Origin of the sequence: Meiothermus hypogaeus (assembly GCF_003574035.1) — a bacterium.
Taxonomy (GTDB): domain Bacteria; phylum Deinococcota; class Deinococci; order Deinococcales; family Thermaceae; genus Meiothermus; species Meiothermus hypogaeus.
Map to the genome: position 1 here is coordinate 21724 of NZ_QWKY01000012.1, position 17887 is coordinate 39610.

Genomic DNA, 17887 nt, shown 5'->3' on the forward strand with positions numbered 1-17887 from the left:
GCCACCGAACATTGACCATAGACCCTGGACGCTCTTATTTTGGACATCACGGCTGGTTGTGCTAGATTCTGTTCATGCGTTTTCTGACTGCTGGAGAATCCCACGGGCCGCAGCTTACCGGCATCGTGGAGGGCCTGCCCAGCCAGCTACCCCTGACGGTAGAAGATATCAACCCCTGGCTCAAGAAACGCCAGGGGGGGTACGGGCGTGGGCGACGGATGGTCATAGAGGCTGATACGGTGGAGTTCGCCAGTGGGGTACGGGCTGGGCGCACTACCGGCGCCCCGGTGACGCTGGTAATCAAAAACACCGACTACCGCAACTGGCTCGAGATTATGGATCCGGCCCCCGGCAATGAGCCGCGCAAGAAGGCCCTCACCGCTGCCAGGCCCGGACACGCCGACCTGGCGGGCGGGGTTAAGTATGGGCACAAGGACTTGCGCGATGTGCTCGAGCGGGCCTCGGCCCGCGAAACCGCCATGCGCGTTGCGGTGGGAGCTATTGCCCATAAGCTGCTATCGTTTTTTGGGGTAGAGAGTGCCTCTTTTGTAGATGGCATGGCCGGGGTCTGGAGTGAAGTACCGTTCGACTGGAACCTGAAGGAACGCGTCGAAGCCAGCCCGGTACGAATGACCGACCCCCAGGCCGAAGCCGAGGTAATCAGGCGGGTGGACGAGGCCAAGGCCGGCGGCGACACCCTGGGGGGTATTATCGAGGCCCGCTTTAAGGGGCTGGTAATGGGGCTGGGTTCCCAGATGCACTGGGAACGCAAACTCGACGGGCGCATCGCCCAGATGGTCATGAGCATCCCCGCCATTAAGGGGGTGGAAATCGGCACCGGCTTTGGTAACGCCATGAAACCGGGTTCGCAAGTCCACGACCCCATCTACTGGGAGGAGGGCCGAGGCTACTACCGCCAGAGCAACCGCGCCGGCGGCACCGAAGCCGGCATGACCACCGGAGAGGAACTGGTCGTGCGGGCCGCCCTCAAACCTATTGCCACGCTGATGAAGCCGCTGCCCACGGTGGACGTGGTTAGCCACCAGCCCGCCGATGCGGCCCGCGAGCGCTCCGACGTGACAGCCGTACCCGCAGCCAGCGTAATTCTAGAAGCGCTGGTGGGTATCGTGCTGGCCCAGGCCTACCTGGAAAAGTTTGGCGGCGACACCCTGGACGAGCTGGTCGAGCGGGTCGAACGATACAAAAAGCGGGTACTGTTGTACTAGGTTCTGCTCGAGTGCTCGCAATTCCCGAGAAATCGGGGAAGTATAAAAGGAAATATTCGTGAACAACAGCAAAAAACAGCAACACAAGGGGGGCGCTGGCTTTGGACTGAACCCTTCGTCTGCGCCCATCTGCATTGCACATCTTCTCTCACCAACCCCCAACCCCTGGCCCTCAGCCCCCTTTTATGATTGAAATTGAGCGCCCCGTGACCTGGGTGGCCCTCACGGGTTTTATGGGTGTGGGCAAGAGCCGCATCGGGCGGGAACTGGCCCGCGAACTAATGCTGCACTTTATCGACCTGGATCGGTACATCGAACGCGAGATGGGCCTCTCGGTTGCCGACATTTTCCGCCACCTCGGCGAGCCCACCTTTCGCCAGCTCGAGGCCGAGGCCGTAAATGAACTTGCCCAAAAAGATTTTCTGGTACTCTCACTGGGAGGGGGCACCTTTGTGAACCCAGAAAACCGCCAGCGGCTGTTGCGGCGGGGGCCGGTGGTGGCACTGTGGGCCAGCCCGGAGACCATCCTCGAGCGGGTCAGCCGCCGCCCCGGACAGCGCCCGATGCTCGATAACCCCGATCCCCTCGAGCGCATCCAGAGGCTCCTGGCCGAACGAGAGGCTATCTACCGCCAGGCCACCATACATGTCTCTACCGATGGACGACGGATTCCCGACGTAGTAGACGAGATTATTGACCGACTGTGGGATTATGCGGAAGCTAAAGATTAGACACCCCATCCCCTACCCGATCCATATCGGGTTCGACCTCGAGGTACCCCAGGCCGAAGGCCCCCGGGCAATGATCTTCGACCTGGCCGTACAGGACTACGCCAAGAAGCTGGCCGCCCGGCTGGATATTCCAGCGGGCCTGGGCCTGTCGGGCGGCGAGGGCGTGAAGAGCCTGGCCACCTACGGAAAAGCCCTGTCCTGGCTGGCAGAGCAGGCCCTCCCCCGCGACACCACCCTCTACATTGTGGGCGGTGGTTCCCTCACCGACCTGGGAGGGTTTATTGCGGCCACTTACCTGCGGGGTGTGAACTACATCAGCCTGCCCACCACCACCCTGGCCATGGTAGATGCCTCGCTGGGCAACAAAACCGGCATCAACCTGCCGGAGGGTAAAAACCTGGTGGGGGCCTTCCATGCCCCCGAGGGGGTCTATGCCGATCTCGAGACCCTTCAAACCCTTCCTCTCCCCACCTTCAAGCAGGGGCTGGTCGAAGCCTTCAAGCACGGCCTCATCGCCGGGGACGAGCTGCTGGTGAATGTGGAGCCCCTTTCACTGGAGTGGGAGGGCTTGGAGAACTATCTGGCCCGCGCCATCTCGGTCAAGTTGCAGATTGTGGAGGCCGACCCCACCGAGCAAAACGAGCGCCGCAAGCTAAACCTGGGGCACACCTTGGCCCATGCCCTCGAGGGCGCCACCTTTGGCACCATGCCCCACGGCGTCGCGGTGGCCTACGGCCTGCTCTTTGCGGCCCTGCTGGGCCGTGCCCACGGCGGCAACGACCTGGTGCCCACCGTACTCAAGCTTTTGCGGTGGCTCTCCCCGCCCCTGCCCCCCCGCTTTAGCTGGGACGACCTGACCTCCTTCCTCAGCCGCGACAAGAAAAAGGTGGGCAAGGCCCTTAACTGGGTGGTACCCAAGGACATGGGCTGGCTCGAGATTCACCCGGTACTGCAGGAGGTACTGCTGGGCTGCTACGAAGAGTTCCTCAGTCTGGTGTCTACCCTGCAAAGCAGCCCCACCCCAAAAAGCCAGACCGAGCAGGTCTGATACCGGATTCAAAAAAACAGTTTACAAAACCAAAAACACCAGAGGCTGTCTTTTTGAATCCTAGAGCACACCCCTCCCTTGAGTACCGGCGCTAGCCGGGGGCCGATGGCCCTTCACTGTCGGTCGGCGAAGAGAGCGTCTCCTTTCCAAGGGGCGGTATCGCCCTCCGCTACGCGGATAACTTCCAAGGGGCGGTATCGCCCTCCGCTACGCGGATAACTTCGGCCCTGTTGATTCGTTACCGTTCGGTAGCGAATCCGAATCTGGTACGAGTTTTGCGAAACCTACGACTTCACTGGCTCCTGGGCGGGTTCGTTCAACACCGGGAAGCTATGGCGGTTGTGCATAATGCGCACTGCAAAGTCGTAGGTGAAGTAGCTGTAGGCCCAGTTGGACAGCACCATCATGCGGTTGCGAAAACCAATTAGGTAATAAAGGTGTACCGCCAGCCAGGCCCCCCAGGCCGGAAAGCCGCGCATTTTCAGGTGGCCGATCTCGGCGATGGCATGGCTGCGCCCCAGGGTCGCCATGCTGCCCTTGTCTTTGTATCGGAAGACCTGTTTCTCTTGCCCGCGTAGCTCCCGCAGGATGTTTTGGGCTGCCAGCGCCCCTTGCTGCATGGCAGTGGGGGCTACCTGGGGATGAGGCCGACCGTCTTTGTGCTCCAAAAAGTTCATGTCGCCCGCCACATAGACGGAGGGGTGCTCGGGCACGTACAGTTCGGGGGTGGTTGCCACCCGGTTGCCCCGGGTAATGGGCAGCCCCGGCAAGGCCTGGCCGGTTACCCCTGCGCTCCAGACCACGGTAAAGCTTGGGATGGTGGATCCGCTTTGCAGCCGGACGGCATCCGGGGTCACCTCTGTCACCCGCTCGCCAAACCGCAGCTCCACCCCCAGCTTTTCCAGGAAACGCTGCGCATACTGTGCCGATGAAGGCGCAAAAGCATCCAACAGACGGGTGCTGTTTTCAATAAGGATGACCCGGATTTCGGAGAGGTCGAGGTCGGGGTAGTCGCGGGCAATCACATGGCGGCGCACCTCACCCAGCGCCCCGGCCAACTCCACCCCGGTCGGCCCACCGCCTACCACCACAAAGGTCAGCAGGGCCTTGCGCCTCTCAGGGTCGGAGGTACGCACCGCCTCTTCGCAGGCCGAGAGAATCCGGTCGCGGATTTTCATGGCATCATCGAGGTCTTTGAGGCCATAGCCGTACCTGGCGACGCCCGGTAAGCCAAAGTCGTTGGTGCGGGTGCCGGTGCCGACAATTAGATAGTCGTAGGGCACCGGACGACCTTCCACCCACAAGACCCGCGCTTTGGGGTCTACCCCCTCGGCTGTGCCCAGCAGGAAGCGGGCGTTTTTGTGTTTGCGCAGAAAGGCCCGTACCGGAAAGGCAATCTGGGGGGCCTCGAGGCCCGCCGTGGCCACCTGGTACAACAGCGGCTGAAACAGGTGGTAGTTGTTGCGGTCTACCAGCGTGACCTGCACCCCTGGTTCGCGGGAAAGCACACGCACCGCGTGCAAACCAGCAAAACCAGCTCCCAGCACCACCACGTGTTTACCACTCATCTGGATCCTCCTCGGGACACCGCCCTGGGCTTAGCCAGGGACTTTTGTCCCTTTAGACTGATTGTACTTCTTTTCACAAGACACCAGGAAAGCTTCCTTACATTTTGTGGCCCTGCACTTGCGCCCAAGCTGCCCGTTTAGCGCTGCTGAAAACCCCGCTCGATCAGGGTCAATAAGAGCATGCACAAACCCATCAGCACCACCGCCAAGACCACGGCTTCATAAAAAGGCAACGCGCCTGGCCTACCCAGGCGCTCGTAGATGGCCAGAGAAAGGGTGGCCCATTCGGGGCGTTGCAGGGTCAGGGTGGCGCCAAACTCGCCCATAATCGCGGCCAGGGCCAGCGCCGCCCCGGAAAACGCTGATTTTTGCACCAGGGGCCACTCCACCCGTACAAAGCGACGCCAGGGACCCGCGCCCAGCACCCGAGCTGCCTCCACAACCCCTTTGGGCATGGCCCGCAAAGCGGGCAGCAAGGCCCGCCCCAACAAGGGGTAGCTGAGCAGCGCATAGGCTGCAATCAGAACCAGGAGCGAACCGCGCAACCCCGGATAGGCCAGCAGGTAGCCCAGTCCGATGGCTACCGGCGAGACCATCAGGGGTAGCAGGCCCAGCCCATCCAGCAAGCGGTGTCCGCGCCAGACCGCGTAGGCATACAGGACACCCAGGGGCAGCACCAGCAGAAGGGCCAGGCCAGCAAAACCCAGGGTGTTGAGCAGGGCCAGCATGCCAGGGGTGAAGTCGGGGTTGTGCCACACGCTCACCCAGGCCTGGGGTCGCTCGAGGGCCCGCAGCAGCAAGCTCCAGAGGGGGCTATAAAGCACCAGAAAGAACCCCCAAACCAGGAGCGCAAGACCCGCCGCTTTGCGGGGTGCCAGCGGCAAGGGGGTGCCATAGCCGCCAATGCCCAGGGCCAGCCGTTCTTGCAGGCGCAGATAGCCCGTCAAAACCACAAGGGTAACGGCCAGTTGCATCAGCACCAGGGCGGTGGCCTCGGGAAAGGCCAGCCGCTGGGCCAGGGCGTAATAGGTTTCGACCTCGAGCGTCGCCCAGCGGGGCCCACCCAGCAAGAGCGGCACCCCAAAACTGGTAAAGCTGTACAGGAACACCAGGCTGCCCCCCGAAAAAAGGGCAGGCCCCAGCAGTGGAATACCTACCCGCCAGTAGGCCCGCAGTGGCGTAGCACCCAGGGTGCGGGCAGCGGCCAGGGGGGTTTGCAGAGCCGGCAGCAAAGCCACCAGGGGCCGCAGCACCAGGCCCAGGTTATAGAGCACACTGGCCCACAGCAGCACCCAGGCGGTGCCATACAGGTTGAGACCCAGCACCCCCTTAGGCCCCACCAGGCTCAGGAAGCCCATCGCCACAACCAGGGTAGGCAGCACAAACGGCACGGTGGAAAAGCCCAGCAGAAACTCCCGCCCAGGAAAGCGATAGCGAAACGCATAGGCCAGTGGCAGGGCCAGCCCAATGCACAAGAGCGACGAGCCCAGCCCGTAGGCCAGGCTCCACACCAGCCGCGAAGCGTAGTAGGGGTTGGCCAAAGCCACCTGCAACCCCTCCCCCAAGCCAAGCGTCATAATGCGCCCCAGTGGATAAACAAGGGCCAGGGCCAGGAATAGCAGCACCGGCAGGGCCAGCCACCCGTGCAGGTTGGCGTGGGGCCTCGAGGTTCCCTTGGGGGTCTGCATACTTGAAAGGAAATGCCGATGGCCGATAGCTCATAGCCAGGGGGACACTTCGATTGGCCCCAGGGCTAACGTTATCCCACCAACGGGGCCCCTAGCGTGAAGAGCCTGAGCCCAATTTACCGCCGCGCCCTGACCGCATCGGCGCTTTGGCCTTGTACAACTACCTGCGTCCACTCTCGAATCCAGCGCTCACGGTTCTGGGCGATCTGCTGGGGCGAAAGGCGGGCCGGCTCAGAAGGCACCTCGGCGAAGCGGAACACCTCGGGCAAGCGGGCCTCGCGCCGGGCCGGGTAGACCCACATCTGGGTGGGGATGTTCTCCTGGGCTGGCCTGGAAATCAGCCAGTCCACAAAGCGCTGGGCCGCCCCCAGGTTGCGCGTACCCTTCAGGATGCCCACATACTCCACCTGGAAAAACGAGCTCTTGGGCAAAAACAGGTTGGCGGTAGGGGGCTCGGCAGGTTTGGGTTTAGCCTCGCTGTAGTAAAGCTCGGCCGCCGGGCTGGTGCTGTAGGAGACCACCAGGGGTCGATCGCCCCCGGCGCGGGTAAAGTGGGTGTAGTAGGCATCGCTCCAGCCGCTCACCACACGAACGCCGTTCTTGCGCAGGTCTTCCCAGAAGCCCAGGTAGCGGTCTTCGCCAAAAGCGGCTACCGTGGCCAGCAAAAAGGCCAGCCCTGGGGAGCTGCTGGCGGGGTTCTGCACCACCAGCAGGCGGGCAAACTCGGGCGAGGCCAGGTCGGCAAAGCGCTCGGGCAGGGGCTTGTCCTTGAAGTAATCGCGGTCGTAGTTGAGGGCCACGTAGCCGAAGTCCACCGGGGTGGCCCGGAAGGTCTGGTCGAGCAGGAGTTCGGGGCGCAGGGCCGGTAGTTCGGGGGAGCGGTAGGGTTGGAGGATGTCGGCCCGCAGGGCGCGGGAGAGCAGGGTGTTGTCGAAGCCGTAAATTACGTCCGCGATGGGCGCCCCTTTGCTCAGAATGGCCTTGTTGAGCATCTCCCCGGCATCGCCCCCCTTCAGAAAGCGCAGGCGGATCCCCGACTGGCGCTCGAACTGGGCTATCAGGTTTTTGTCCAGGGCCCAGCTATCGTGGGTCAGGACGGTCAGGGTAGTGGCCTGGGCTGCCGTAATCTGCAATCCCAGCACCAAAACACTTATCCACAGCTTTATCCACATAAAAATCCCCTCCTATCACCGGGAGGGGAACGAACCTGAGCGGCGGGTGGTTAGCCCCTGTCACGCTTCCTACGTCGGTGTTAGCCGATTCAGGTTCCAAGGGTATTTCTCAGCCTGCACAGTTGCGCAAGCACCCCCGGTGACAACTTTGATGATATTATCAAATTCTTCTACTGCAAAGCCTCAGCTTACGGTTTGCGTAGCCACCACCCAGAAGCGGGGGTACCTGGTTCGCAGTTTTTGGGCCACAAACCGGGCTTCCTCGGCATCGCGGGCCAGACCAAAGAGGCTCGAGCCCGACCCCGACATCAAGACCCCACGTAGCCCGGCTCGGCGCAGCTCGAGCTTCAGTTCCTGCAAATAGGGCACCAGCCGGAAAACCGGCTGCTCGAGGGTGTTCCAGTACGGGGGCTCCTCTCCAGCGCGAATCGCACCCAGGATGCCCGGCACGTCCAGCTCGGGCTGCCATTCCTCGGGGCGAAGCTCCCGGTAGGCTTCGGCTGCCGAGACCGCAATACCCGGATTGAGCACCACCACCGAGGCCTCGAGCGGTTCCAGCGGCCTCAGTTGCTCGCCCACCCCGCGCGCTTCAGCCAACCTGGCCTCGAGAAAAAACGGCACATCGGCCCCCAACTTCAGGGCCAGGGCAGGCAGGTTGACAGGGGCTGGATAAAGTTTCGAGAGCGCCCGCAATGCCGCCGCCGCATCCGAAGAGCCCCCACCCAGCCCGGCGGCCAGGGGGAGGTGCTTCTCCAGCACCACCTTCACCCCGCCCGGCCAGCCCACGGCGTTGAGATAGGCCACCACGGCCTTGTAGACCAGGTTATCGGGGTTGGCCGGCAGGTTAGAGCCCCGCACTTCCAGCTCCACCCCCTCGGGAATGGCCTCCAAAAAAAGCCGGTCGGCCACCTGCAAAGCCGCAAACACGGTGTGAAGCTCGTGGTAGCCATCGGCCCGCCGGCCCAACACCGAGAGGCCCAGGTTGACCTTGGCCGGGGCTAGGAGTTCCATACCCGCGCCAGTCCTTCCGCCAGCAGCAAATCCTCAGGGTAGGTGATTTTGAACATCCTACGGTCGCCCTCCACCAGCGCTACGGGGTGGCCTTGCCAGCGCACCAGCTGGGCATCGTCGGTGAACTCGAGGCCCTCCACCCGGGCTTTCAAATGGGCTTGCAGCAACACCTCGCGCCGAAAACCCTGGGGGGTCTGTACCAGCCGATGGTGCTCGCGGGGAATGACTGCTCCATACCGACCCGACTGCTCCTGCACCAGGGTATCGGGCACCGGAACCGCCAGGGTAGCTGCACCCGATGTCCGCACCTCGCTCAGCAAGCGCTCGACGGCGGCTCGCACCACAAAGGGCCGGGCCACGTCGTGCACCAACACAATTTCGCCCGTAGCCACCTGCACCAGATTGCACACGCTTTGCTGGCGGGTTGCTCCTCCCGGCACGGTCAGAACAGATAGGCCCGTGTCCTCAAACCCCTTCGGCAGAGCAACAATGATCTCATCGGCCCAGGCAAAACCCTCCAGTACCCACTCCAAAAGGGTTTTTTCGTCCACCTTCAAAAACGCTTTAGGCCCCCGCCCGATTCGCTCGCCCGAGCCAGCAGCAGGCAACAGTACCGAAACCTTCACGCCTGGAATCGTACCGTAAAAAGCAGGGAGACAGGCGACCCGGCAGCAAAGGCTTGGTGCTCCCGTCAATGTTGGCAGCTCGGTCTTGAATGCCCAAATCTCCATCTGGCCTTCATCTTGCGTGGTATTCTCTGGGGCGTGACGTTTTTTGAGGCATTCATTCTGGGGATGTTGGAGGGCCTGACCGAGTTTTTACCCATCTCTTCCACCGGCCACCTGACCCTGGCGGCTCACCTCATGGGCCTGGACATCGAGAACAACCCTTTTATCAAAAGCTTTGTGATTGTGATTCAGCTTGGGGCCATCCTGGCCGTGCTGGCGCTGTACTTCAAGCGCTTCTTGCGGGATATGGAGGTGTGGAAGCGCATAATCGTAGCCTTCATTCCTACCGGCATCCTGGGGTTTTTGCTGGCCGATGTGATTGAAAATGTATTCCTGGGCAACGACCTGATTGTGGTGGTGAACCTGATTGGGGTGGGTGTTCTTTTACTCTTTGTGGATCGCTGGCTGCAGCACCACAAGCGCTACGACGATGTGAACCAGATGCCCGTGCCTCAGGCGGTGTTGATTGGCCTGTTTCAGGCCATAGCCATGATGCCAGGGGTCTCGCGCAGTGGGGCCACCATTGTGGGGGGCATGACCCTGGGGCTCTCGCGCAAGGCAGCCGCCGAGTTTTCCTTCATTCTGGCCGTGCCCACCATGCTCTCGGCCACTGGATTTTCCCTGTTGCGCAACCTGAACGAATTCAGGGCGGACAGTTGGGGTCTACTGGCCGTGGGTTTCATCACTGCTTTTGTGGCGGCCCTGCTTACGGTACGCTGGTTGCTGGGCTTTGTGAGCCGCAATAGCTTTGTGCCCTTTGCCGTGTATCGCATTGTGATTGGCGTCGTGTACGCGGTGTTCTTTTTGCGCTAGTCGAGCTCGAGCTCGGCCATCTCCTTCCAGCGCGGCGCCCGGGGGTAATCCAGCCCAAACAAGTCCAGGATGCGCTGGGTGATGAAGGCCAGCAAGTCGTCTATTTGCCGGGGCTTGTGGTAAAAGCCCGGTGCAGCCGGCAGAATGGTGGCTCCGGCCTGGGCGGCCTTGACCATGGCCTCGAGGCTGGGCAAAGGCAGGGGCGCCTCGCGCGGCACCAGCACCAGGGGGCGGCGTTCCTTCAGGGTAACGTAGGCCGCACGGGTCAGCAGGTTGTCGGCCAGGCCATAGGCCACCTTAGAAAGGGTGGTCGCGCTACAGGGCACAATCACCATGCCCACAGTGCGAAAACTGCCCGAGGCCACCGCCGCGCCCAGGTCGCTGCTGCGGTGTACCACGTGGGCCAGGGCTTCCACCGCCTCCACGCTTTGCTCGGCTTCCTCCACCAGCACCCGCTTGGCCCCCTGGGTCATCACCAGGTGGGTCTCGAGGCCCTGAATACGGCGCAGGGTTTGCAACAGGTCGAGGGCATAGGGCATCCCGGAAGCCCCCGAAAGCCCCACCACCAGACGCTTGGGTACGCTCATGGGCCAAGTGTACTGGCTGGCAAGGCTTGCAAATGCAGCACGGGCCGCAGGTGCATGCAGGCCAATCCGAGACTTTTACTCTCGCCATCCACTTTGTTTGAGCTTTAGCATTGGGCCATCAGCCGCGGGCTTCCGGCCCTTCTCAATCTTCTTCGGGTGGCTGCCAGGGCATCCCGCTAAAGAACTCCCGCACCAGCCGACCCACCAGTCCCCCCAAAGCCAAGAGAGCAATCAGGTTGGGAATGGCCATCAGACCGTTCAGGGTATCGGCCACACTGGTCAGGGCTGCCAGCCCCCCCAGCGGCCCCACAAAGGCAAAGGCCACAAAGGTCAGGCGGTAAGGCCAGCGGATGCCCTCGCCAAACAGATAGGCCGCCCCTTCCTCGCCATAAAAGCCCCAGGAAACCATGGTTCCCAGGGCAAAAATAGCCAGCATCAGCCCCAGCACTGCCACCCCCAGGGGATGCTCGGCAAACAAGAAGCGGGCAGCTTCTACCCGGTCGCCCCCCAAAAAGCGCTGCCAGAGGCCACTGGCAATAAAGGTCAGGGCCATCAGGGTGGTTACCCCCAGGCTCACGAGCATTTCGGTTAGGCCCCAGAAGCCCTGCCGCACCGGATGGTCGACCTGGGCCTGGGCGTGGGCGATGGCTGCCGAGCCCAGCCCCGCTTCGTTGGCAAAAATGCCCCGCCCCACGCCTGCTTTGAGAATTTCGGCCAAGCCCAGCGACACGGCAGCGCCGGCAGCGCCCCCAGCAGCAGCCTGAAAGCTAAAAGCCGAGGAGACAATCAGGGCCAGCGCACCAGGAATATCCCCAAGGTGGATCAAAAGCAGGGGCAGAATCCCCGCCAGGAACAGGAGCAGCTTGAGCGGTACCATCACCTGGGCAAAGCGGGCAATCAAGCGAATGCCCCCGGCCAGCAGCACCCCTACCAGCAGTGCTACCAGCAAGCCGGTGATGGCCGGGGGTACATTAAACTCTTGTGCGAAGGCAGCACCCACCGCACCTGCTTGCGAAAGATTGCCAATACCAAAAGCAGCTATGGCTGTAAATAAGGCAAATAGCCCAGCCAACCAGGCAAACCGCCTGCCCAGGCCATAGCGAATGTAGAGCATGGGCCCCCCCATGACCGAACCATCGGTAAATTGGCGGCGGAAATGGACTGCCAGCACCGCCTCGGCGAACTTGGTGGCCATGCCCACCAGATAGGCCACCCACATCCACAGCACCGCCCCAGGCCCGCCCATCAGCACGGCACCCACCATGCCGATGAGGTGGCCGGTTCCGATGGTGGCCGACATAGCGACCATAGCGGCCTGAAAGGGCGTGATCTGGCCCCCGAAGCTCTGGAAGCGCTCGCGGATGGCCCCAAACGTCTCACGCAGGGCGATACCCAACCGGCTGAACTGGGGAAAGCCGGTGCGAAAAGAGAGATAAAGGCCCACCAGGATAAAGATGAGCATCATCCATTCGCCGTAAACGGCCCGGTTGACAAAATCGTTGAACGCAAGAATATCCATAGCTTGCCCTTGTATTACCTGGCCTCCGGCCAGGCTTCTACCAGTATTCCCCGACCCAGACGCAGTTGACGCAAGTCGCGCTCAAAAAGCCCCAGCCGGCCCTTCATGTTGGTGCGAGGCTCGGCGCGCAGGGTGGTCTCCTGGCTTTTGGTACGCAGCCGCACCCGGAACGGGCCTCCCAGCAAACCTTGCCACTGTGCATATAGATCTTCGTCTATCACCGCCACCCCCTGCCCTCCGCCGTATAAAGAGAGTACTACCAGGGGTTCGGGTCTGATTTCCAGGTGCAACCGGGCCTCGAGCAGCCCCTGCCGCAAGAGTTTGCTGAGTACCTGGGCGGTCTCGAGGGGCGAAAGACGCGGGTTCATAAGGGTTTTTGCAATGCTCTGCCCCTGTGCGTAGGTGAGCACTGCCAGCTCCAACGGGCTTAGCTTGGTCTTCTCCGGTGCCCCCTTTCCCCTGAGGATCAGGCCCCAGTTCTCGGGCAGGCTGATTTCCTTCCAGGCTTCAAACTGGTGCAGGATGAGCTGGTGGGTCTCGAGGCTGGGCTCAATGCTGCGTTCCTGGGTTTGCCTTTCGGACTCGAAGCGAAACGGCGCCGATTGAACGCCGGCCAGAAGCTCGAGGGCCTCCAAACCCCGCAGCGAACCTGCTTCAGCATGTACCGGATGCCCTCCAGACAAGTAGATACACCCTGAGAAGTTGGGGTGCTCAATGAACAAAGCCCCACCCCTGGCCGCTCCCATAAGGGTCTCCAGGAGCCGCAAAAGGGGAAACTCCGCCAGGTTACCGCTCAACACTCTCTCGCCTCCCGTAGCTTGAAAACCCGCTTGTGCTCCTATAATCGGGCGCAAGGTTATTGTAACCGCAAGAAGCTCAATCGCCTGGTTCAAATGGGCCAGGTATACGTCCAGGACAGGATTACCCGGGACTACCTCCATTGGGAATTGGCACAAGGCTTGCGATAAGCTATGAGCTGCCCATGTCGAACGTTCTGGTTTTGCACGGTTTTACCTCTCACCCCGTCCTGACCATGGGGCCGCTGCCCGAAACGCTGCGGAAGGCCGGCTTCAACGTTGCTCAACCCGCTCTTCCCGGCCACGGAACCAGGCCCGAAGACCTGCGCGGCGTACGCTGGCAGGACTGGCTCCAGACCGCCCGCGAGGCCTACCTGGCGCTGCCGGAACCCAGGGCTGTGGTGGGGCTCTCCATGGGCGGCCTGCTGGCGGGTTGGCTGGCCGCTGAACACAAAACCACCGCGCTGGTGGCCCTGGCGCCCGCCCTGGGGCTAAAGAACCGCATGGCCTACCTGGCCCCCCTGTTGCATTATTTCAAACCCTGGGCCTTCAGCACCGACCCTACCGAAGAGGCCAAAAGACGAGCCAAAAGCCCCAACTACCCCAACTTTCCCACCAGGGCGCTGGCCGAGTTGGTTGCCCTCCAGCAGCGTGTGCCGGAACTGTTGCCGCGGGTCTGGGCGCCTGCTTTGGTGCTCGAGGCTACCCAGGACGACACGGTACCCGAGGCCGCCGTGCGCCGCTATTTTGCTCTTATCGGCGGCCCGCACAAGGAGTACCGTAGCTACCCCAGCCAGCACGACATGCTCTTAGACCCCCTGGCCCAGCAAATCTCCGACGATATTGCGGCCTGGCTACGGGAAAAACTCCCGGCGCAAAAATAGCAAACCCGTCTGGTAACCAGGAATTTCGGTATACACTGCAGTCCCTCTCAATGAGCCGCACATCGCAATTATGGGCAATCAACGTGCTTCAAACTATGCTGCAAAATAATACCAGATTCGGTTAGTTCGTCACCAAAGGGTGACGAACTAACCCGACCGAAGGGAGTGCTCTAGGATTCAAAAAGACAGCCTCTAGTGTTTTTGGTTTTGTAAACTGTCTTTTTGAATCCGGCATAAAAAGCCCCGCTCGAGCCCATCTGTTAAGACTTTCTCCATCGGCTAGCGGCGAACCTCGAGCTCGAGCTTCACGTTGCCCCGCCTGGTATGGCCCAGCACCTTTTTGACCACCAGGCTGCCCAGCCCTTCGGCCAGCAGGGTGTCGCCCTCGGTTAGTTCGTCCTTGGCCGAGGCGGTTTTGCCCCGCAACCTGACCTTGCCCGCCTTGACCCCCTGAGCAAAGTAGGTGCGCGAAACCCCGAAGCCTTTGGCCCCCACCACATCCACCCGCAGACTGGACACCACCACGCTGCGGGTGCGCTCGCGCACCTGGGGCAACTGCTCAGGGGTAGCGAGCTGGGCCTCGAAGCCGGCCTCTTGCAGGATTTTGAGCCCTTTTAGCAGCGTCGCCAGCAAAAAGCCCTCTTTGCTCTCTTCCAGGTCGCCCAGCAGACCCGGCTCCAATAGGGCCCGGAGCTTATCTTCCAGGGCCTCGAGGTCGCCCTCAAAGCGCAATAGCAACACCAGGGTAGGGTCGGCCACCGCCGGGATATGCTCGGGGAACAGCACCGCCACCCGACGGGAGGCCATCGGCAGGCCCCCAAAGGTCTCGAGGCAAACCCCCTCTTGCTTCGCCAGTCGGCGCAACTCGTCCAGCGCATCGGCCTCCATAAAGGGGGTCTGCACCACCCGTCCCCCCCGGGCTTTTTTCAGGTATTCCTGCATGATCTCCTCCATAGCTTTTCGCAGGTCACAGGTCTAAAGTCGCATATCGCGTCCAAAAGTAGTTCAACTGGCTGGGGTTCAACTCGAGGTGCCCATATATGTTTGTCACCCCACGGCGAGCACGTGTTACGCGGTAACGGTCTATGGTCGCTTGAGCGGCATTCGACCCGCCGGGTGAGCCGATATACTGCTGGACTTTTACCCCTGGCTACAGGCTATAGACCATCGACCATAGACATCTTTCTTTGCGCTTTCGACTATTTCAACCCCTCCACAGCCCCGCGTACACCCCCCCAAGGGCCATCAGCTCGGCGTGGGTGCCCAGCTCCACAATGCGGCCATTCTCCATGACCACAATCTGGTCGGCGTGCTGCACGGTAGAAAGGCGGTGGGCCACGACCACCACTGTACGACCCCGACGGACGGCTTCCAAAGCCGCTACCACCTGCCCCTCGCTCTGCTTATCCAGGGCGCTGGTAATCTCGTCGAGCAGGAGAATTTTGGCCTCGCGTAAGAGCGCCGCCGCAATTGCCAGGCGCTGCCGCTGTCCCACCGAGAGCCCGCCCCCTTCGTCATCCAGCAGGGTTTGCAGGCTTACCTCGGGATATAGGCCCACAGTCTGCAGGGCATTTTGCATGGCCTCCGGGCTTGCGCCCGGGGCCAGCACCGCCAGGTTTTCCTGTACAGTTCCGGCAAAGAGCATGGGCTCCTGGGGCACCCAGGCCATGCGAGCACGCAGCCAGGCGGCATCGTAGCTTTGCAGGTCGCGTCCGTCCAGCAAAACCTGCCCTTCGCTCGGCGGGTAGAGGCCCAGTAGCACCCGCAGGAGGGTGCTTTTGCCCGCCCCCGAGGGCCCCACAATAGCGGTGAAGGAGCCAGGCTCCAGGCACAGTTTCAGGTTTTGCAGGGTGGCCGTACTGTCCGGATAGCTATAGCTCAGGTGGCGAAGCTCGAGCCTCCCCTCCAGGGATTCGGGGCGAAGCGCACCCATGGGGGGCGCATAGGGAAGGCCCAGCAAGTCCACCACACGGGCCGCCGCCCCTTCGGCCTGGGCAAACCCGGTGCCCACCCGGCTCAATACTTGCAAGGGGGCAATGGCCAAGGCCAGCAAGGTCAGGAACGCGGTCAGGTCGCCGGGGGTCATCTGCCCCCGCTGCACCGCACCCACCCCCAAAAAGAGCAGCAGGCCCAAAAGCAAGGTGGTAGCAAGCTGTCCCAGGGGCAGATTCAGGGCCGCAATCAGGCTGCGGGTACGCCCCAAGCGGTATTGTTGAAGGTTGCTATGGCGAAACCGGGCGCGCATGAAGTCTTCGAGGTGCAAGGCCCGAATCAGCTCCAGGCGCCCAAACCCTTCGGCCATGCGGCCAGCCAACCGCTCCAGGGCGGCCTGGGTACGCCGGCTGTAATGGGTCACCCAGGTTCCAATCCAGCCCAGCAGCAGCGCCATCGGTAACAGCACGAGCAGCAGGTACAAGGTGAGTTCGGTGTAATGGAGCAGGAGTTGCCAGAGCAAAGCCAGGAGCAGAACCCCCTGCCCCAAAAGACCCCCCAGGCTGTAGAACAGGAAACCCTCGAGCTCCTTCAAATCGGCAATGAGGCGCCCCGTCAGCCCACCGGGCGAAGTCGGCAGGGCCATCAGGTGGGTCTTGAGCAGGTGCTCGAAGACCCGCTCCCGCCAGACTGCCGGAACCTTAACCGAAAGGTAGCCCATAAAGGCTTCCAGCGCGTACCCACTCACCACCAGCAGCAACAATAGCCCCGCTCCCACCCAGAGCACCTCGCCCAAACGGTCAAACTGCCCTGCCAGCACCTGGTCAAAGAGCGGCTTGACCACCCGGCCCGGCAGCCAGGCTTGCGCCACAGCGGGCAAAACCGCCAGCCCTGCCGCCAGCAGGATGTGTGGCCAAAAAGAGCGCAGGAGTCGGAGGAGGTTCATATAGAGGGGATAGGGGGCAGGGCGATGGAGGCTAAATGCTCAGGCGCAAAAACTCGACTTCAGGAGTTGGCCAGCACATACGCCACCAGCTTATCGGCTCCGGGCTCTGCTTCCAGGCGCCTTAGCTTGGCCCGAACTTCCTGGGCCCGCTGGGGAACTAGCAGTTCCAAACCAGCCACCGCCACCTCGGTGGGGCTAAAGACTCCGCGCAGCTCCGGGAAAACCCGCTCATTCAGCCACTGATTCGGCAAGGCCAGGTGGGGAATGCGCGAGACCAGGCCCCGCACAAACCTTTGCTTGAAGGGCCGGGCCCCGGGCAGGCTCAGGAGCCAGTGCCAGAGACCCTCCAGCGGCAGCATCTCCGGCTTGTGTAAGGGTAACAGCACCAGCGAGGGGAGGCCGGCCAGGGCCAGCTCGAGGGTGTTGGTGCCGGGAATGGTAATGGCCAGCGAGGCCCGGCGCATGGCCGCATAGCGCTCAGGTTCATCCAGCACGGCCACCTCGAGGCCATGCAGGGTACGCAAACCCGTCCCTTCCCAGCTAGCCCCCACACCCCCGATGTCCTGCACCCGATGCGCTTGCAAAGCCTCCGCCACAACCGCTTCTGGTAAAAGGCGACTCTTAACCCAGGCAAAGCGAAGCTGTGGCTTCTCTTTCGCCATCTGTTCCGCTGCCGCCAGCAAAAACCCCAACAGGTAGCGGGCTGCAAAAGGGCGGCTGCCCGCAAACAGCAACACATCGGCGGGCTGGGTGGGTTGCCTGGAGGCTTGGTTCAGGGCATCCACCACCAGATTTCCTACCACCACTACGCGGCTAGGGTCTACTCCCCGGGCTTGCATGGCGCTTTTGGTGCGCTCAGAGTCGACCAGCACTGCCCGCAGCCCGGGGTGATGGGCCTTGGCATCGAAGGTATAGGAAAAAGCCGGATAGCCGGTAGCCCTGCTCAGCAGAACCGCATCGCGCGGGGCGCCCCCCAGCATCAGCACCAACCCCCGCCCTTTGGCTTTTCCCCGCAGAAGCCTGCGGGTCAGCTCCGAGCGCCCCGAGATCGCATCGAGCTCGAGCGCTTTGGCTTTGGTTTGCTCCGTTCCGGCGGCAAACTGATCCCGGATCAGAAAGAGCTCAATCCGAGCTCCCGGTGCTTCTCGTCGCAAGCGCGACAGCACCGGCGGCACCCAGGTCGAAAGCTCGCCAGGGCCGTTGGTCAGGAGCAGGATTTCATCCAGCATGTTGCGCT

Annotated in this window: 16 protein-coding genes and 1 riboswitch; of the genes, 5 read left to right on the top strand and 11 right to left on the bottom strand. The window is 62.2% G+C overall.

The window, feature by feature from the left end; translation table 11 throughout:
- Positions 1 to 74: 74 nt before the first annotated feature.
- From aroC to Mhypo_RS04885, 3 genes are all read left to right on the top strand, one after another.
- Complete coding sequence (aroC, locus tag Mhypo_RS04875; protein WP_119340185.1) at positions 75 to 1226, top strand: chorismate synthase; 1152 nt, start codon at positions 75 to 77, stop codon at positions 1224 to 1226.
- Between the two features lie 185 nt (positions 1227 to 1411).
- Positions 1412 to 1957, top strand: coding sequence for a shikimate kinase (locus tag Mhypo_RS04880; RefSeq protein WP_119340186.1), 546 nt, complete (start codon positions 1412 to 1414; stop codon positions 1955 to 1957).
- Entirely contained in the window at positions 1938 to 3005 is a 1068-nt protein-coding gene (locus Mhypo_RS04885) for a 3-dehydroquinate synthase (protein WP_119340187.1), read from the top strand. The genes Mhypo_RS04880 and Mhypo_RS04885 overlap by 20 nt, the downstream gene beginning before the upstream one ends.
- Positions 3006 to 3289: 284 nt before the next feature.
- Here the strand turns inward: Mhypo_RS04885 and Mhypo_RS04890 are convergent, their stop codons facing one another.
- The 5 genes from Mhypo_RS04890 to ispD all read right to left on the bottom strand — a co-directional run bounded on the left by Mhypo_RS04890 (position 3290) and on the right by ispD (position 9070).
- Positions 3290 to 4573, bottom strand: a complete 1284-nt coding sequence (locus Mhypo_RS04890) for an NAD(P)/FAD-dependent oxidoreductase (protein ID WP_119340188.1) — start codon at positions 4571 to 4573, stop codon at positions 3290 to 3292.
- A gap of 137 nt (positions 4574 to 4710) precedes the next feature.
- Positions 4711 to 6261, bottom strand: coding sequence for an ABC transporter permease (locus tag Mhypo_RS04895; RefSeq protein ID WP_119340189.1), 1551 nt, complete (start codon positions 6259 to 6261; stop codon positions 4711 to 4713).
- A gap of 116 nt (positions 6262 to 6377) precedes the next feature.
- Positions 6378 to 7433, bottom strand: a complete 1056-nt coding sequence (locus Mhypo_RS04900) for a thiamine ABC transporter substrate-binding protein (protein WP_119340190.1) — start codon at positions 7431 to 7433, stop codon at positions 6378 to 6380.
- Positions 7434 to 7481: 48 nt separating this feature from the next.
- Positions 7482 to 7581, bottom strand: a riboswitch (TPP riboswitch).
- Positions 7582 to 7616: 35 nt separating this feature from the next.
- Complete coding sequence (gene ispE, locus Mhypo_RS04905; RefSeq protein ID WP_119340191.1) at positions 7617 to 8444, bottom strand: 4-(cytidine 5'-diphospho)-2-C-methyl-D-erythritol kinase; 828 nt, start codon at positions 8442 to 8444, stop codon at positions 7617 to 7619.
- Complete coding sequence (gene ispD / locus Mhypo_RS04910) at positions 8432 to 9070, bottom strand: 2-C-methyl-D-erythritol 4-phosphate cytidylyltransferase (RefSeq protein ID WP_119340192.1); 639 nt, start codon at positions 9068 to 9070, stop codon at positions 8432 to 8434. The genes ispE and ispD overlap by 13 nt, the downstream gene beginning before the upstream one ends.
- A 138-nt stretch (positions 9071 to 9208) precedes the next feature.
- Here ispD and Mhypo_RS04915 point away from each other — a divergent pair, with 138 nt between their 5' ends.
- Positions 9209 to 9985, top strand: a complete 777-nt coding sequence (locus Mhypo_RS04915; protein ID WP_119340221.1) for an undecaprenyl-diphosphate phosphatase — start codon at positions 9209 to 9211, stop codon at positions 9983 to 9985.
- Here Mhypo_RS04915 and Mhypo_RS04920 read toward each other — a convergent pair.
- The 3 genes from Mhypo_RS04920 to Mhypo_RS04930 form a co-directional block, all read right to left on the bottom strand.
- Positions 9982 to 10572 carry a UbiX family flavin prenyltransferase gene (locus Mhypo_RS04920; RefSeq protein WP_119340193.1) on the bottom strand — a complete coding sequence of 197 codons (591 nt, stop codon included), beginning with the start codon at positions 10570 to 10572 and terminating at the stop codon, positions 9982 to 9984. The genes Mhypo_RS04915 and Mhypo_RS04920 overlap by 4 nt on opposite strands.
- 142 nt (positions 10573 to 10714) lie before the next feature.
- Complete coding sequence (locus Mhypo_RS04925; RefSeq protein WP_119340194.1) at positions 10715 to 12091, bottom strand: alanine/glycine:cation symporter family protein; 1377 nt, start codon at positions 12089 to 12091, stop codon at positions 10715 to 10717.
- 14 nt (positions 12092 to 12105) lie between these two features.
- On the bottom strand, positions 12106 to 12891 hold the full coding sequence (locus tag Mhypo_RS04930) for a DUF4388 domain-containing protein (protein WP_119340195.1): 786 nt from the start codon (positions 12889 to 12891) through the stop codon (positions 12106 to 12108).
- 182 nt (positions 12892 to 13073) lie between these two features.
- Between Mhypo_RS04930 and Mhypo_RS04935 the strand changes: the two genes are divergently transcribed.
- On the top strand, positions 13074 to 13772 hold the full coding sequence (locus Mhypo_RS04935) for an alpha/beta hydrolase (protein ID WP_119340196.1): 699 nt from the start codon (positions 13074 to 13076) through the stop codon (positions 13770 to 13772).
- A 279-nt stretch (positions 13773 to 14051) separates the two neighbouring features.
- Here Mhypo_RS04935 and Mhypo_RS04940 read toward each other — a convergent pair whose 3' ends face one another.
- The 3 genes from Mhypo_RS04940 to Mhypo_RS04950 all read right to left on the bottom strand — a co-directional run bounded on the left by Mhypo_RS04940 (position 14052) and on the right by Mhypo_RS04950 (position 17879).
- Positions 14052 to 14714, bottom strand: coding sequence for an RNA-binding protein (locus tag Mhypo_RS04940; protein ID WP_240637118.1), 663 nt, complete (start codon positions 14712 to 14714; stop codon positions 14052 to 14054).
- 262 nt (positions 14715 to 14976) lie between these two features.
- Positions 14977 to 16650 (bottom strand): ABC transporter ATP-binding protein, encoded by a 1674-nt coding sequence (locus tag Mhypo_RS04945; RefSeq protein WP_119340198.1) that lies wholly within the window; start codon positions 16648 to 16650, stop codon positions 14977 to 14979.
- Positions 16651 to 16709: 59 nt separating this feature from the next.
- Positions 16710 to 17879 carry a glycosyltransferase family protein gene (locus Mhypo_RS04950; protein ID WP_119340199.1) on the bottom strand — a complete coding sequence of 390 codons (1170 nt, stop codon included), beginning with the start codon at positions 17877 to 17879 and terminating at the stop codon, positions 16710 to 16712.
- Positions 17880 to 17887 lie beyond the last annotated feature (8 nt).

Excerpts from the sequence above, each read along its gene's own strand:
- aroC (WP_119340185.1), top strand. The coding sequence starts at position 75 with ATGCGTTTTCTGACTGCTGGAGAATCCCACGGGCCGCAGCTTACCGGC.
- Mhypo_RS04880 (WP_119340186.1), top strand. The coding sequence starts at position 1,412 with ATGATTGAAATTGAGCGCCCCGTGACCTGGGTGGCCCTCACGGGTTTT.
- Mhypo_RS04885 (WP_119340187.1), top strand. The coding sequence starts at position 1,938 with ATGCGGAAGCTAAAGATTAGACACCCCATCCCCTACCCGATCCATATC.
- Mhypo_RS04890 (WP_119340188.1), bottom strand. The coding sequence starts at position 4,573 with ATGAGTGGTAAACACGTGGTGGTGCTGGGAGCTGGTTTTGCTGGTTTG.
- Mhypo_RS04895 (WP_119340189.1), bottom strand. The coding sequence starts at position 6,261 with ATGCAGACCCCCAAGGGAACCTCGAGGCCCCACGCCAACCTGCACGGG.
- Mhypo_RS04900 (WP_119340190.1), bottom strand. The coding sequence starts at position 7,433 with ATGTGGATAAAGCTGTGGATAAGTGTTTTGGTGCTGGGATTGCAGATT.
- ispE (WP_119340191.1), bottom strand. The coding sequence starts at position 8,444 with ATGGAACTCCTAGCCCCGGCCAAGGTCAACCTGGGCCTCTCGGTGTTG.
- Mhypo_RS04920 (WP_119340193.1), bottom strand. The coding sequence starts at position 10,572 with ATGAGCGTACCCAAGCGTCTGGTGGTGGGGCTTTCGGGGGCTTCCGGG.
- Mhypo_RS04925 (WP_119340194.1), bottom strand. The coding sequence starts at position 12,091 with ATGGATATTCTTGCGTTCAACGATTTTGTCAACCGGGCCGTTTACGGC.
- Mhypo_RS04935 (WP_119340196.1), top strand. The coding sequence starts at position 13,074 with ATGTCGAACGTTCTGGTTTTGCACGGTTTTACCTCTCACCCCGTCCTG.
- Mhypo_RS04940 (WP_240637118.1), bottom strand. The coding sequence starts at position 14,714 with ATGCAGGAATACCTGAAAAAAGCCCGGGGGGGACGGGTGGTGCAGACC.
- Mhypo_RS04945 (WP_119340198.1), bottom strand. The coding sequence starts at position 16,650 with ATGAACCTCCTCCGACTCCTGCGCTCTTTTTGGCCACACATCCTGCTG.
- Mhypo_RS04950 (WP_119340199.1), bottom strand. The coding sequence starts at position 17,879 with ATGCTGGATGAAATCCTGCTCCTGACCAACGGCCCTGGCGAGCTTTCG.